This is a genomic window from Escherichia sp. WS33 (genome assembly GCF_046486385.1).
In the GTDB taxonomy this organism is placed as follows: domain Bacteria; phylum Pseudomonadota; class Gammaproteobacteria; order Enterobacterales; family Enterobacteriaceae; genus ECMA0423.
Genome location: NZ_JBJQLJ010000020.1, coordinates 1 through 15,790 on the forward strand (window position 1 = coordinate 1; position 15,790 = coordinate 15,790).

12 protein-coding genes and 1 pseudogene are annotated in these 15,790 nt (G+C 51.0%); 2 read left to right on the forward strand and 11 right to left on the reverse strand.

The window, feature by feature from the left end:
- The first annotated feature begins 901 nt into the window (after positions 1-901).
- Complete coding sequence (locus ACJHXA_RS16285) at positions 902-1,816, forward strand: SMEK domain-containing protein (RefSeq protein ID WP_068868417.1); 915 nt, start codon at positions 902-904, stop codon at positions 1,814-1,816.
- Between the two features lie 295 nt (positions 1,817-2,111).
- Here ACJHXA_RS16285 and ACJHXA_RS16290 read toward each other — a convergent pair.
- The 4 genes and pseudogenes from ACJHXA_RS16290 to guaB form a co-directional block, all read right to left on the reverse strand.
- Positions 2,112-2,233 (reverse strand): annotated as a pseudogene (locus ACJHXA_RS16290) (IS3 family transposase); the annotation flags it as partial.
- 125 nt (positions 2,234-2,358) lie between these two features.
- On the reverse strand, positions 2,359-3,546 hold the full coding sequence (locus tag ACJHXA_RS16295; RefSeq protein ID WP_038989153.1) for a tyrosine-type recombinase/integrase: 1,188 nt from the start codon (positions 3,544-3,546) through the stop codon (positions 2,359-2,361).
- Between the two features lie 307 nt (positions 3,547-3,853).
- Positions 3,854-5,431 (reverse strand): glutamine-hydrolyzing GMP synthase, encoded by a 1,578-nt coding sequence (gene guaA / locus ACJHXA_RS16300; protein WP_000138282.1) that lies wholly within the window; start codon positions 5,429-5,431, stop codon positions 3,854-3,856.
- Positions 5,432-5,499: 68 nt separating this feature from the next.
- On the reverse strand, positions 5,500-6,966 hold the full coding sequence (guaB, locus tag ACJHXA_RS16305) for an IMP dehydrogenase (protein WP_001299507.1): 1,467 nt from the start codon (positions 6,964-6,966) through the stop codon (positions 5,500-5,502).
- A 161-nt stretch (positions 6,967-7,127) separates the two neighbouring features.
- Between guaB and xseA the strand changes: the two genes are divergently transcribed.
- The gene (gene xseA, locus ACJHXA_RS16310) at positions 7,128-8,498 is read left to right on the forward strand and encodes an exodeoxyribonuclease VII large subunit (RefSeq protein ID WP_000937933.1); all 1,371 of its coding nucleotides are present in this window, start codon (positions 7,128-7,130) and stop codon (positions 8,496-8,498) included.
- Here the strand turns inward: xseA and ACJHXA_RS16315 are convergent.
- The 7 genes from ACJHXA_RS16315 to rodZ form a co-directional block, all read right to left on the reverse strand.
- Positions 8,495-8,710: a zinc ribbon domain-containing protein gene (locus ACJHXA_RS16315; RefSeq protein ID WP_001297332.1), complete on the reverse strand. Its 216-nt coding sequence runs from the start codon at positions 8,708-8,710 to the stop codon at positions 8,495-8,497. The genes xseA and ACJHXA_RS16315 overlap by 4 nt on opposite strands.
- Before the next feature lie 68 nt (positions 8,711-8,778).
- Positions 8,779-10,251, reverse strand: coding sequence for a ribosome biogenesis GTPase Der (gene der / locus ACJHXA_RS16320; RefSeq protein WP_000249410.1), 1,473 nt, complete (start codon positions 10,249-10,251; stop codon positions 8,779-8,781).
- A 117-nt stretch (positions 10,252-10,368) separates the two neighbouring features.
- Positions 10,369-11,547, reverse strand: coding sequence for an outer membrane protein assembly factor BamB (gene bamB / locus ACJHXA_RS16325; RefSeq protein WP_001177043.1), 1,179 nt, complete (start codon positions 11,545-11,547; stop codon positions 10,369-10,371).
- A 10-nt stretch (positions 11,548-11,557) separates the two neighbouring features.
- Positions 11,558-12,178: an ancillary SecYEG translocon subunit YfgM gene (gene yfgM, locus ACJHXA_RS16330; RefSeq protein ID WP_000409205.1), complete on the reverse strand. Its 621-nt coding sequence runs from the start codon at positions 12,176-12,178 to the stop codon at positions 11,558-11,560.
- A gap of 17 nt (positions 12,179-12,195) precedes the next feature.
- Complete coding sequence (gene hisS, locus ACJHXA_RS16335) at positions 12,196-13,470, reverse strand: histidine--tRNA ligase (protein WP_001107180.1); 1,275 nt, start codon at positions 13,468-13,470, stop codon at positions 12,196-12,198.
- A 110-nt stretch (positions 13,471-13,580) separates the two neighbouring features.
- A complete protein-coding gene (ispG, locus tag ACJHXA_RS16340; RefSeq protein WP_000551807.1) occupies positions 13,581-14,699 on the reverse strand; it encodes a flavodoxin-dependent (E)-4-hydroxy-3-methylbut-2-enyl-diphosphate synthase in 1,119 nt (372 codons plus the stop codon).
- 26 nt (positions 14,700-14,725) lie between these two features.
- Positions 14,726-15,739, reverse strand: a complete 1,014-nt coding sequence (gene rodZ / locus ACJHXA_RS16345) for a cytoskeleton protein RodZ (RefSeq protein ID WP_001090850.1) — start codon at positions 15,737-15,739, stop codon at positions 14,726-14,728.
- Positions 15,740-15,790 lie beyond the last annotated feature (51 nt).

A 15,790-nucleotide genomic window follows, 5' to 3' on the forward strand; every position in this document is an offset into this window, starting at 1 on the left:
CCTGTGTAGTACGCCGTCTGCGTTTCTCCGGTCCTAAGACATCAATCATCTGCTCTCCAATGACTAGTCTAAAAACTAGTATTAAGACTATCACTTATTTAAGTGATATTGGTTGTCTGGAGATTCAGGGGGCCAGTCTAAAAACCATGGACCCTATCCGACCACAGATGGATTGACCTGCTCCCCATAAGCAACATATCTCAATGTTATCAATGTCGTTATCATTGTCCGCTCCTAACAGGCAGGAGATGTTCGTGGCCCAGCAGAACGCCCCTGTTTGATGGCCTTCATTCTGCAGCAACCGGACGGCTGCTTAGAGCGAGAATCAGACATTAGCTTAATTTCAGAAATGACGATTTGTGATTGAACCTCATTATTATGAAATCTATACAAAAGCAAGCATAAAAACTCCACTGGTGTAGAATCGAATTCGGTTAAACCCGCTCTCACCGGAGTTTTACAGAACGGAGCCGCGGGAAAACAAGCTTGTTCTACCTTGGTGTGGGATCATCAGTTCGCACGCATCCGCTATAAATGGTATCAGCATCGGTTGGGGAAACCACAACATTTAGCGTTATCCACTGAAACGGAGGATAAGTCGCCAGGGCTGGGCGGCAGTTCGGTAATATACGCTCAGTGCTTATATGCGCTCAGTGTTTAAATGAGAAAATCAAAACTTGAAGGGGGTTGCGCTGTCCGTAAGCATGCGCTGTAATCTGTTCATACTGGCAGGCACTGTCCGTCGCTGATACGGTGAGTGAAATCAGTCAGGCACGGCGTCACTTCCTGTGACAGCGTCTGTAACTTTTTTTGCTGGGAGAGGGATGGCCAGCACTATTACCATCTCTTGCGTGGCATTGACTTAATTTCCGTGTTTAACGTTTAATAAAAAGGATGCGATATGTTACATAAAAAAGCCAGTCAGGATAACGTTTCCTTCGGGCTTGCCGTACTGAAATATTACCTCCGTTTCAATTCGAAAAACAACCTGCAGGATGCAAACGTGACCGCTGAAGAACTTGTCAGTGAACTGGTCAATATACTCAAAGACACAAAATTCCTATGCACGGCTGAAATAAAATCCAACTTCCCAGGGATCGATGCTCTAGATGAAAATAAAAGGCTGGGACTTCAGATATCCCATGAAAATACAAGTAAAAAAATAAATGAAACTATCGATGTCATCAGGAATAATAATGTCAATAAAGCGATTGACGTTCTTTATTTCTTCATCACCTCCAGGAAACAAAAAAAATACACCATTAAAGCGCAGTGCCCTGGATTGTGCACGGTGGTGAAAAACATACTGGATTTTGACGATCTTGCAAGACTGCTGTCTAAAGATGCAGACAGACTGTCCCGCGCTGAAACACTGCTCAAAAAGGCGATGCCGCGTCTTTATACTGATGTAAAAGCAAAGCATCAGGCAATGCTTGACTGTATTCTTGTCTCAAGAAATGAACTTGATCGTCAGGTTTTCCACGCCAACAGGGTTTTAGAAACACCTGAAGACATGCTGAATTCGCTCAGGGAAATAAGGATAGCCATTCAGAAAGGAGGCGTCATGAATAAGGCTGATGTCATTGTTTCTGAAGCCTTCATGGAAATAATAAAACTGATCATGGCTGCTGAAACCGATATAGCTGAAAAATATAGCATGGGTTTCAGGAAGTACAAGGCAGGAGTCATACCGGCATGGGATTACCCTGAGGCTGGGAACTGTATTGATATTTTAATGAGCATACGTGATGGCATCAGTCACCAGATAAGTATAATAGATGATGAAATCAGAAAGTTAGAAATCCTTGCAAGCTGAAGATACTGTTTTTTTACGGCTCTATTGTATAATCTGGCAATAGAGCTGACCCGCTTTATCCTAGTGTCTTGATACGCGTACGGCAGGGGCCGGATGACAGTCTGGCGGCAAGAGCAGAATTATTATTTATTCGATGATGTGCAGAGAGTTATCTGTAGTGTTTAACTAAAACTGGTCACCACTTTAGAGTTCTTCCGGTATCGTTTTCCGATTCGTTTGGTGGTAACCCACTGTTATACTCATGTGGCCTGAGCGTGCTGTAATACCTAACGATATAGTCCATTATTGCGTGAGCGGGTTGCAGGCAGCTGACCAGTCCCAGTTCTTTCATGAGTCTGCCAGCAGCCAGCGCCACATCTGATAGCCTCTCCGGGTTGCCATGGTGGCGATGCTCTCTGCCCCAGCCGAACCGTGACTTGGCCAGCACCCCCCGTTGATTGACACAGATTGTTCTCAGTAACTTCCACTTTTAGCACAGAGCTGCCTGTCAAATTTAGTTTAGCTCTCTCCATAGTGTGTCAGATTAAGTCTAAGCTCACACATTACGCAACCCACTCATCTATCATATCAGCCCAATCCTGTAGCATTGATGCTCTTTGCTCTCGATATTCAGCTTTGTTGTAGACTGCCCTCACCCCTTTCTGTTCATGTGCCAGGCATTTTTCGATCCAGTCAGTATTGTACCCGGCCTCATGCAGCAGAGTGCTCGCAGTTCTACGGAGATCATGAGGTCCAAATTTAATGAGTGACTGGCCTTCTTTCTGCGCTGCCTTGTATGTTAAAGTCATTACGCGGTTCATCGTCGCACTGCTCATTGGAGCATCGGAATCATAACGAGAAGGAAGAATGTAGTCAGAACCACCGGCAAATGTTTTCAAAGCAATCAGAATATCCATAGCCTGGCGAGACAAAAATACCAAGTGTGGGTTACGCCGTTTCATTCGCTCCTTAGGGATCGTCCACAACGCTTCAGTAAAGTTAATTTCATTCCAGGTTGCATTAGTTAATTCGCTTTTACGTACCATAGTCAACAAGAGAAGCTTTACCGCAGCACGAATCTGAGGCGTTGTTCCTACTTTTTCCATGTACCGGTACATCAAACCGATCTCAGCCGGCGTTAATGTTCGGTCTCTCGGCTCAAATCGAGCGATACTTGCAGGCCGAACCAAATCAGCGGGATTCTCGACTTTCTGCCCTCTTTCTATTGCCCATCGATATACCTGGAGCACAATATCACGCGTATGCACTGCTGTTGCAGGTGCCCCTCTCTCCACTATCGCATCAGTAAGCGCTCTTAAGTCTTCATGGGTAATTTCTGTTAGCTTTTGGTTGCCAAATTTTCTCTCTAGCTCTCGGGCATAGACTGAGCGACGCATATCCCGGGTGGAGTCGGCCATCTGATAGCCACGCAGCCATTTCTGAGCCCAGGCACCAAAAGTTTCAGCATCTTTCGTTCTCGCCTTAGCTCGGGCTTTCTCTTTGGCCGGAGACTTTCCATCAGTAACCATTCGCTTCGCTTCATTGAGACGCTCACGTGCTTCAGCTAACGTTATGCCTCCTACTCCGTAGCGGCCAAAGGTAATGGTTTCTTGCCTGCCATTGATCGAGTAGTTGTAGCGAAAGGAGATTGACCCTGCGGTTGTGACGGCAACATAGAGGCCATCACGGTCATTGACTTTGTAAAGTTTATCTTTGGGTTTGAGATTGCGTAGCTTAGTATCAGTTAGCATGTTTCAACCTATTATTCTTGTTTGATACCATGCTGAAAAACCTCTAAATAACTGGAGTTTTATACTTATAAAACAAATAGATATAAAAAATTAATACCATGCCCCATCAAAAACTCTCAGCATGGTATCGGGCGTAATCCATGGCATTACCAATGAATCATACCCATCAAAATACCACGGTCAAACCGTGCTTGGCGTTGCCAGACATTGCCAAAAATGACTAAGCCAAAAACAAAAAAAGTCCGCAATTACGCGGACTTAAGCATGGTTTAGTGCTTGTTAGTGCCAGACGTTTCTGGTTGGGGAATCATTCCCACTCAATGGTAGCTGGCGGCTTGCCGCTGATGTCATACACCACGCGAGAAATACCGTTCACTTCATTGATAATGCGGTTGGAAACACGACCGAGGAAATCGTACGGCAGATGCGCCCAGTGTGCGGTCATAAAGTCGATGGTTTCGACAGCACGCAGAGAGACAACCCAGTCATACTTACGACCATCGCCCATTACGCCAACGGAACGTACCGGCAGGAACACAGTGAACGCCTGGCTGACTTTGTCGTACAGGTCCGCTTTACGCAGTTCTTCAATGAAGATGGCGTCAGCACGGCGCAGCAGGTCACAGTACTCTTTCTTCACTTCACCCAGCACACGAACGCCAAGGCCTGGTCCCGGGAACGGGTGACGGTACAGCATGTCGTACGGCAGGCCCAGCTCCAGACCAATCTTACGCACTTCGTCTTTGAACAGCTCTTTCAGCGGTTCAACCAGGCCCATCTTCATCTCTTTCGGCAGGCCGCCCACGTTGTGGTGAGATTTGATGACGTGTGCTTTACCGGTTGCAGAAGCCGCAGATTCGATAACGTCAGGGTAGATGGTGCCCTGCGCCAGCCACTTCACGTCTTCCAGTTTCAGCGCTTCTTCATCGAACACTTCAACGAAAACGCGCCCGATGATTTTACGTTTTGCTTCCGGATCGTTTTCGCCAGCCAGCGCTGACAGGAAGCGATCTTCTGCCGGTACGTGAACAATGTTCAGACCAAAGTGATCGCCAAACATATCCAGAACCTGCTCTGCTTCGTTGAGACGCAGCAGGCCGTTGTCGACGAATACGCAAGTCAGGTTTTTACCGATAGCGCGGTGCAGCAGCATTGCGGTTACGGAGGAATCCACACCACCAGAGAGGCCGAGGATGACTTTATCGTCGCCTACCTGCTCGCGGATGCGAGCTACAGCATCGTCGATAATTTTCGCTGGCGTCCACAGGGCTTCACACTGGCAGATATCACGCACAAAACGCTCCAGCATGCGCATACCCTGGCGGGTGTGAGTCACTTCCGGGTGGAACTGTACGCCATAGAAGCGTTTTTCTTCGTTAGCCATAATGGCAAACGGGCAGCTTTCGGTGCTGGCTACGGTGACGAAGTCGGACGGGATAGCGGTAACTTTATCGCCGTGGCTCATCCAGACATCGAGCAGCGGTTTACCGTCTGCGGTCAGCGCATCTTCGATACCGCGAACCAGTGCGCTGTCGTTTACGACTTCAACCTGCGCGTAGCCAAATTCACGTTCGTTAGAGGCTTCAACGTGACCGCCCAACTGCATTGCCATGGTCTGCATGCCATAGCAAACGCCGAATACCGGTACGCCTGCTTCAAAGACATACTGCGGCGCACGCGGGCTGTTTTCTTCGGTGGTGCTTTCCGGGCCGCCGGAAAGAATAATGCCGCTTGGATTGAAGTCACGAATTTGTGCTTCTGTCACATCCCACGCCCACAGTTCGCAGTAAACACCCAGCTCACGCACGCGGCGCGCAACCAGTTGAGTGTACTGAGAACCGAAGTCCAGAATGAGGATGCGATGCTTATGAATGTTTTCCGTCATTGACGCTTATTCCGAGGCAAGTGAAACAGATAATATAAATCGCCCGACATGAAGTCGGGCGAAGAGAATCAGGAGCCCAGACGGTAGTTCGGGGACTCTTTAGTAATGGTCACGTCGTGAACGTGGCTTTCCTGAATGCCCGCACCGCTGATACGTACAAACTCCGCTTTAGTACGCAGTTCGTCGATAGTACCACAGCCGGTCAGACCCATACAGGAGCGCAGGCCGCCCATCTGCTGGTGAATGATCTCTTTCAGGCGACCTTTATAAGCTACGCGACCTTCGATACCTTCCGGCACCAGTTTGTCGGCAGCGTTATCGCTCTGGAAATAACGGTCAGAGGAACCTTTGGACATCGCGCCCAGGGAACCCATACCACGGTAAGATTTGTAAGAACGGCCCTGGTAGAGTTCGATTTCACCCGGAGATTCTTCAGTACCCGCCAGCATGGAACCTACCATCACCGCGCTTGCGCCAGCGGCGATAGCTTTGGCGATGTCGCCGGAGAAGCGAATACCACCATCTGCGATAACCGGAATACCGGTGCCTTCCAGGGCTTCAACTGCGTCAGCAACGGCAGTGATCTGCGGAACACCTACGCCAGTAACGATACGAGTCGTACAGATAGAACCAGGGCCGATACCGACTTTAACCGCGCTGCAACCAGCTTCTGCCAAAGCGCGTGCACCTGCAGCTGTTGCCACGTTGCCGCCGATGATTTGCAGATCCGGATATTTAGCACGGGTTTCACGGATACGCTGCAAAACGCCTTCTGAGTGACCGTGGGAGGAGTCAATCAGCAGAACGTCAACGCCAGCGGCAACCAGCGCGTCAACACGCTCTTCGTTACCCGCACCTGCGCCAACTGCAGCACCAACACGCAGACGGCCTTGCTCGTCTTTACAGGCGTTCGGTTTACGTTCCGCTTTCTGGAAGTCTTTCACGGTGATCATGCCGATCAGGTGGAATTCGTCATCAACCACCAGCGCTTTTTCAACGCGTTTTTCGTGCATTTTTGCCAGCACCACTTCACGGGCTTCACCTTCACGCACGGTGACCAGACGCTCTTTCGGCGTCATGTAAACGCTAACCGGCTGGTTCAGGTCGGTAACAAAACGCACGTCACGACCGGTGATAATACCCACCAGTTCGTTTTCTTCGGTAACGACCGGATAGCCCGCAAAACCGTTACGCTCAGTCAGTTCTTTCACTTCGCGCAGCGTCGTGGTTGGCAGAACAGTCTGCGGATCAGTCACCACACCAGATTCGTGTTTTTTCACACGGCGAACTTCTTCTGCCTGGCGTTCAATGGACATGTTTTTGTGGATAAAGCCGATACCGCCTTCCTGAGCCAGAGCAATAGCCAGGCGCGCTTCCGTTACGGTATCCATTGCTGCGGAAAGCATAGGGATATTCAGACGAATAGTTTTCGTCAGCTGGGTGCTGAGGTCAGCAGTATTCGGCAGAACGGTAGAATGAGCAGGAACGAGGAGAACGTCGTCAAACGTCAGAGCTTCTTTAGCGATACGTAGCATGGGCAATATCTCGACCAGAGTGGTTAATAAATATTGCCGCGGCATTATACAGAGCGTAACCGATTGCATCTACCCCTTTTTGCAAAAAATGCTTGCTATCCCCGAAGGGCGGGTTACTATCGACTGAATAACCTGCTGATTTAGAATTTGATCTCGCTCACATGTTACCTTCTCAATCCCCTGCAATTTTTACCGTTAGTCGCCTGAATCAAACGGTTCGTCTGCTGCTTGAGCATGAGATGGGACAGGTTTGGATCAGCGGCGAAATCTCTAATTTCACACAACCGGCTTCCGGTCACTGGTACTTTACACTCAAAGACGACACCGCCCAGGTACGCTGCGCGATGTTCCGCAACAGCAACCGCCGGGTGACCTTCCGTCCACAGCATGGACAACAAGTTTTAGTTCGCGCCAATATTACGCTCTACGAGCCGCGCGGTGACTACCAGATAATCGTTGAGAGTATGCAGCCGGCCGGTGAAGGGCTGCTGCAACAGAAGTACGAACAGCTCAAAGCGAAGTTGCAGGCTGAAGGTTTGTTCGATCAGCAATACAAAAAACCACTTCCCTCCCCTGCGCATTGCGTTGGTGTGATCACCTCAAAAACCGGTGCTGCGCTACATGATATTTTGCATGTGTTAAAACGTCGCGATCCTTCTCTACCGGTGATCATCTACCCCACCGCCGTTCAGGGCGATGACGCACCGGGGCAAATTGTTCGCGCCATTGAACTGGCGAATCAGCGCAATGAGTGCGACGTGTTGATCGTTGGGCGCGGCGGCGGTTCGCTGGAAGATTTATGGAGTTTTAACGACGAACGCGTAGCGCGGGCGATTTTTGCCAGCCGCATTCCGGTCGTCAGCGCCGTCGGGCATGAGACGGATGTGACCATTGCCGATTTTGTTGCCGATCTGCGTGCGCCAACGCCGTCTGCCGCCGCTGAAGTAGTGAGCCGTAATCAGCAAGAGTTACTGCGCCAGGTGCAATCGACCCGTCAACGGCTGGAGATGGCGATGGATTATTATCTCGCCAACCGCACGCGTCGCTTTACGCAGATCCATCACCGATTACAGCAACAGCATCCGCAGCTCCGGCTGGCACGCCAGCAAACCATGCTTGAGCGCCTGCAAAAGCGGATGAGCTTTGCGCTGGAAAATCAACTTAAGCGTACCGGGCAACAGCAGCAGCGGTTAACACAGCGGCTGAATCAGCAAAATCCACAGCCGAAGATTCATCGCGCGCAAACGCGCATTCAGCAACTGGAATATCGTTTAGCAGAAACCCTGCGCGTACAGCTTAGCGCCACGCGTGAACGTTTCGGTAATGCAGTAACGCACCTCGAAGCCGTAAGCCCACTGTCAACGCTGGCGCGTGGATACAGCGTTACTACTGCTACTGACGGCAATGTACTGAAAAAAGTGAAGCAAGTTAAAGCGGGTGAAATGCTAACCACACGTCTGGAAGACGGCTGGATAGAAAGTGAAGTTAAAAACATCCAGCCAGTAAAAAAATCGCGTAAAAAGGTGCATTAAGCCAGCACGAATTCAACGCGTTTTTTCGATATCAAGCCATGCCCGTGCTGACAGAAGTAATCTACTGCACCGCAGGCTTTTAACACCTGCAACGGTTGATGGCAGTCTGGACAAAGAGCTTTCATTTCAATAATTTCCCCGCAGGATGGGCAACGCGCATGGCCGTTATCCTGATCAAGCACATGCTGACATTGTGGACAATGCAGTTCCATATGAATTCCTCCGGTAGCCATCCCTCTACATTCATAGAGGGAATGGCAGATAAAATACTTACGGATAATTATTTATTTTTCTTGATGTGCTTCATCAGACGCTTACGTTTACGCATCTGGGTTGGCGTCAGGGTGTTACGCTTGTTCGCATACGGGTTTTCCCCTTCTTTGAACTGAATACGAATCGGCGATCCCATTACGTCCAGCGATTTGCGGAAGTAGTTCATCAAGTAGCGCTTGTAGGAATCAGGCAGGTCTTTCACCTGATTACCGTGAATCACCACAATCGGCGGGTTATAACCACCAGCGTGGGCATATTTCAGCTTCACACGACGACCGCGTACCAGCGGCGGTTGGTGATCTTCAACAGCCATCGTCATGATGCGCGTCAGCATAGAGGTCCCCACACGACGGGTGGAGCTGTCATACGCTTCACGTACTGATTCAAACAAGTTACCAACACCACTGCCGTGCAAGGCAGAGATAAAGTGCACACGAGCAAAATCGATAAAGCCCAGACGGAAGTCCAGCGTTTCTTTCACCTGCTCTTTCACTTCCTGGCTCAGGCCATCCCACTTATTCACCACAATGACAAGTGAGCGCCCACTATTGAGAATAAAGCCCAGCAGCGAGAGATCCTGATCGGAAATACCTTCGCGCGCATCAATCACTAACATCACCACGTTGGCATCTTCAATGGCCTGCAACGTTTTGATTACGGAGAATTTCTCTACAGCATCGGTGATTTTGCCGCGTTTACGTACGCCAGCGGTATCAATGAGCACATACTCACGTCCATCGCGTTCCATTGGAATGTAGATACTGTCACGCGTCGTGCCAGGCATGTCATAAACAACAACGCGCTCTTCACCAAGAATACGGTTAGTGAGTGTAGACTTACCTACGTTCGGACGACCCACAATCGCCAGTTTGATCGGCAGACTTTGCGGGTCGAAGTCGTCTTCCTCTTCTTCTTCGCCGTTCTCTTCCGCTTCAAATTGCGCCCAGTATTCAGCGTCTTCGTCGACTTCCTCTTGCGGTGCGAGATCTTCCATCCACGGCAGCAGCACATGCTCCAGCAGACTTAATACGCCACGACCGTGAGACGCGGCGATCGGGTAGATTTCACCTAAACCAAGCGAGTAGAAATCAACCACTGCCTGATCGGGATCCAGACCGTCAGTTTTGTTTGCCACCAGGAAGGTCGGTTTTTCACGGGAGCGCAGATGTTTGGCAATCGCTTCATCTGCCGGCATCAGGCCCGCGCGCGCATCCACCATAAACAGTACGACGTCCGCTTCTTCAATCGCCAGCAGCGACTGTTCCGCCATGCGGGTTTCTACACCGTCTTCTGTGCCATCAATCCCGCCGGTATCAATACAGATAAACTCACGGCCTTCAATTTCCGCACGACCGTACTTACGGTCACGAGTCAGACCCGGGAAATCCGCAACCAGCGCATCTCGGGTGCGAGTTAGACGGTTAAATAACGTGGATTTTCCTACGTTAGGGCGCCCGACAAGCGCGACCACAGGTACCATGTTTAAAGCCTCATTTTTATAAATCATCAGACAACGCACGCTATATTCGCGTCGTTGTTAAAAACAGGAAAACGGCCCCTGTCCAGGAGCCGTTTTCAAAGTGAACGACAGAGACGATTAACGTGTAATAGAGTACACGGTTCCGTCTTTTGCCTGGATCAGCAGTTTGCCGTCAGCGGCAACCGGTTCAGTCTGGAAACCGGAACTATCAACTTTTTGCTGGGCAACGAAACGACCATCTTCGACGTTAATCCAGTGCAGATAACCTTCACTGTCACCGACCACCAGGTTGCCATTATACAGCACCGGAGAAGTCAGCAGGCGATGCAGCAGATCGCTTTGTGCCCACAGCGTAACGCCGCCATCAATGGTCAACGCCATCACCCGGTCATTTTGATCGACCAGATAGATGCGATTGCCGTCGACGATGAAATCATTCACCGAACCCAGTTCGCGTTTCCACATAATCTGACCACTGCGCAGATCAAGCGCCGTCAGGTTACCATTATAGGCCAGCGCGAAAACAACGCCGTTAACAACGACGGGAGTCGTGTCAACATCGCTCAGACGGTCAATTTCGGTAGAACCGGTCGCCTGGGAAATACGCTGCTGCCAAATCATCTGGCCCTGTTCCATCAGCACTGCGCTGACGCGACCATTATCGCCCCCCACGACGGCCGCACCAAAAGCCGTTGCCGGCGCAGACTCGCCACGCAAAGAGAGCGAAGGCATATCGAGGTTAACTGTCCATTTGACAGCGCCGTCAGCTTCGTTCAGCGCTTGTAACTGACCGTTACTGGTGTGGATTAACACCAGACCGTCGCTGACCACCGGGCGCGAAAGTGCTTCACCCGCGACTTTAGTTTGCCATGCCACAGTACCATCGCTGGTATTCAGCGCGTAAACCTGCGCCTTTTCGCTGCCAATGTAGACATGCCCACCAGACACGGTCACACCGCCAGAAAGTAATGCAGGCTCTTTAGAGAACCAGCCATCTTTCTCGGCCAGGCTGACAGACCAGATTTCTTTGCCATCATCCGCATTCAGCGCTTTTACCAAACCAGCGCGGTCCGCTGCATAGACAACGTTGTCCGCCAGTGCCGGATGAAGATTGGAATAGAAGTTGCCAATGCCGCTACCAACGGAAGTACTCCACGCCGTGGTCGGCGTAAACTGGTTTTCAACGGTTGGCAATGGGGACATCTTTACCACATCTTCTTCGCTGTTAAACAGCGAACAGCCGCTTAAAAGGGTAACGGAAAGCAGTCCTGGCAGCAGTAATTTACGCAATTGCATCGGGTCCCTCTCAGATGGACAAATTATTAATTTTCATCTGCATCATTTCGCTCAGTGCCGGAGTAACATCGCTTTTCACGCCTGCTTCCCATGCACTACGCGCACCTTGCTTATCACCTTTGCTCAGCAATGCTTCACCACGCAGGTCGGCAACAATGGCAGCCCACCCTTCACCTTTGATGGTATCAAGGGTTTTCAGCGCGGCATCAGCCTGCTTGAGCTGTACCTGAACGCGAGCAAGACGCAGATTTATCACGGCTTTGAGATTTTCATCGCTCGTGTCTGCCAGCCCCTGTTGTAACTGGGCGGCAGCTTTCTCTAGTTCATTTTTGTCAACAAATTGCTGCGCAAGTTCCAAAGAAGCCAGCGCACCATAAGTATTTTTATTTTCAGCAGCAAATTTTTCCGCCGCCGGGATGCTATCCGGTTTGCCTTCGCTCACTGCGGTAACCGCATTTTGATAGGCAAGAGAAGCGGAGCGTGCAGAATCAACCTGATGGCTGTTCCAGTAGCGCCAGCCAATCAGTGCGCCAACGCCCAAAATCACCCCAACAGCCAGTGCTTTGCCATTTTCAGCAAAAAAGCGTTTAACCGCTTCTACCTGGTCGTTTTCGTTCTCGTAAATTTCCACGCTGTCCTTCTCCTTCCTTAACCCAGTAACGTGCGCAAATGCGCGGCTACGCTATCCTGCGCAACTGCCGTTTGCTCACCAGAGCGCAAATCCTTCACTACTGCTGTGCCGTTAGCCACTTCAGACTCACCCAGCACCACAGCAACGCGGGCACCCCATTTATCAGCACGGGCAAACTGTTTCTTAAAGTTGCCGCCGCCGTGGTTGGTCATCAATTTCACGCCCGGTAATTCATCACGCAGACGCTCAGCTAATGCCATAGCCGCAGATTGTGTATCAGCACCTGAAGCCACCAGGTATATATCGACAACAGGATCGGCTTTAAATTCCGGATTAACGGCCTGTACTAACAATACAAGACGTTCGAGGCCCATCGCAAAACCGACAGCCGGTGTTGCACGACCGCCCAGTTGTTCCACAAGACCGTCATAACGACCGCCTGCACACACGGTGCCCTGGGAGCCGAGACTGTTAGTCACCCACTCGAAAACGGTACGGTTATAGTAATCCAGACCACGCACCAGACGCTGGTTTACGGTGTAAGCGATCCCCGCGCTCTCAAGCAGTTTGCACAGACCGGCAAAATGCTCACGAGATTCCTCGTCCAGATAATCACCTAATGCCGGAGCGTCGTTGAGAAGCGCCTGCACTTCCGGATTTTTTGAATCCAGCACGCGCAGCGGGTTAGTGTACATGCGGCGTTTGCAGTCTTCGTCCAGCTTATCTTTATACTGCTCAAGGAATGCCACCAGCGCATCGCGGTAATTGGCGCGTGCTTCCAGCGAACCGATAGAGTTCAGCTCAAGAGTTACGTGCTCGGAAATACCCAGCGCACGCCACCAGCGGGCGGTGAGCATAATCAGTTCAGCGTCGATATCCGGACCTTGCAGACCGAAAACTTCGCAGCCCAACTGATGGAACTGACGATAACGCCCTTTCTGCGGACGCTCGTGACGGAACATCGGCCCGATATACCACAGACGCTGTTCCTGATTGTACAGAAGACCATGCTCGATGCCGGCGCGTACACAGCCCGCCGTCCCTTCAGGGCGCAGAGTCAGGCTGTCGCCATTGCGATCCTCAAAGGTGTACATCTCTTTTTCAACCACGTCGGTGACTTCACCAATCGCACGTTTGAATAGCGGGGTCTGCTCTACAATCGGCAAGCGGATTTCACTGTAACCGTAGCTGCCGAGCACGTTTTTCAGTGTGCCTTCAATGCGCTGCCAGATGGCCGTTTCGCCAGGCAGGTAATCGTTCATGCCGCGAATGGCTTGAATGTTTTTTGCCACGTTTATTCTCTTTCTGAATATAAAAATGAACCCTCAACGCTTCCCTCAATGTTTCGGGAGCTATGCGGGTTCAATCATACACGGGAAGCGAGGCGCTTCCCATCACGTTATTATTTTTCAACCTGCTGAACGTCAATTCGACGCGCTTCGTCCAGCTGACTGGCTTTCGCACGAATGCGTGCTTCCAGCTGGTCGATCATATCGTTGTTGTCCAGACGGTCTTTGCGCACGCCATCTTCATAGAGGCCGCTTTTCTTGTTGCCGCCGGTGACGCCGAGTGTAGAAACCAGCGCCTCACCTGGGCCATTCACCACGCAGCCGATAATCGAAACGTCCATCGGAGTGATGATATCTTCCAGGCGTTGCTCCAGCGCGTTAACCGTACCGATAACATCAAATTCCTGACGCGAACAGGTCGGGCAGGCGATGAAGTTGATCCCGCGCGAACGGATACGCAGCGATTTCAAAATATCGAAACCGACTTTGATCTCTTCGACCGGATCGGCCGCCAGTGATACGCGCAGCGTGTCGCCGATGCCTTCAGACAGCAGCAGACCTAAACCAATGGCGGATTTTACTGCCCCGCTGCGTGCACCACCGGCTTCGGTGATCCCCAGATGCAGCGGCTGATCGATCTGTTTTGCCAGCAAACGATAAGACTCAACAGCGAGGAAGACGTCAGACGCTTTCACGCTGACTTTGAACTGATCGAAGTTCAGGCGATCGAGATGATCAACATGGCGCATGGCGGATTCCAGCAACGCCTGCGGCGTCGGTTCGCCATACTTTTCTTGCAGATCTTTTTCCAGCGATCCGGCGTTAACGCCAATACGGATCGGAATGTTTTTATCGCGCGCACAGTCAACCACCATGCGAATACGCTCTTCATTACCGATATTGCCAGGGTTAATACGCAGACAATCGACGCCGTATTCCGCTACTTTCAGTGCAATGCGATAGTCGAAGTGGATGTCAGCCACCAGCGGCACGTTAACCTGCTGTTTGATGAGTTTGAACGCTTCTGCCGCGTCCATCGTCGGTACGGAGACACGGACGATATCAGCGCCAACGCGTTCCAGCGCCTTGATTTGATTGACCGTTGCTTCGACGTCTGTCGTACGCGTATTGGTCATGGACTGTACGGCGATGGGAGCACCATCGCCAATCGGCACATTCCCAACGTAAATACGTGTTGATTTTCTACGTTGAATTGGAGCCTGGTTATGCATGAAAAATCTCCCGCGTTACCCGTCTGTTACTGCGCCGGTGATTGTTCGGCATTGAGGGTCAGACGCGCAACCTGGTTAGTTCTGATAAAACGACTCAGATCGACAGGTTTCCCTTGATACTGGATCTGTACTGCGGCTGGCGCACCAATTTTCAGTTTGTATGGTGCCTGGCCGGTTAAGTTCAAATTACCGTCTTTACGCTGCATACCGCTAAACAATTTTTTACCGGTAGCATCAGTAACCTCCAGCCAGCAATCGGCAGTAAAGTTCATCACCAGCGCATTAGGATCAGCCGCCGGCGTAGTCACGCCTGCCTGATCGGTTGGCAACGGCGCAGCGCCATCTGGCGTTGTTGTTGCCGTTGGTGCCGGGGTCGCGGCGGTATCAACATTTGCCTGCGAAGGCGAAACAACCGCATTCTGTTGCGGATCAACAGCTGGTGCTGGCGCAGTTACGGCAGGTGTTTGCGTGTTGGTTGCGGTAGTATCCACAGACGCTGGCGGCGTGGACGTTGTAGCCGGGTCTGTAGTTGTCGACGTATTTAACGGAACACTCTGCCCCTGCTCGCTATTACTGCTCAGTTCCGCCGAAGATTGATCGGCCATAGTGGTGATCTCTTCCTGCTGAGCTTTGTGGTCTTGCCACCACCAGGCACCGCTCAGGCCGATAACCACAAACAACACCAGCCAGGTGAAGGTCATCAGCCAGCCGTCACGTTTTTTGCGGCGTTTACCGAGGGAAAAACTCTGCATAGGCGCAACTTTTGCAGCCCGTAGTGGAGCCTGCTTTTCCAGCCCTGGCAGCAGTTCTTCTTCTGGAATATGTACCAGACGCGCATAAGAGCGGATATATCCGCGCAGGAATGTTGAAGCAAGATCGGCGGGTGCCTTATCTTCTTCAATGTCGCGTACCGTGGAAACCTTCAGGCAAAGTCGCTCGGCAACGGCCTGCTGACTAAGTCCTAGTTGTTCGCGAGCATTACGCAGGCGAGCGCCGGTAGTAAGTGCTTCATTTTGGTCGTGCGTGGCTTCAGTATTCATTCGCTGCAGGTACGTTTAAATGAGAATTGAGATGCCGGTGAACCATCATGC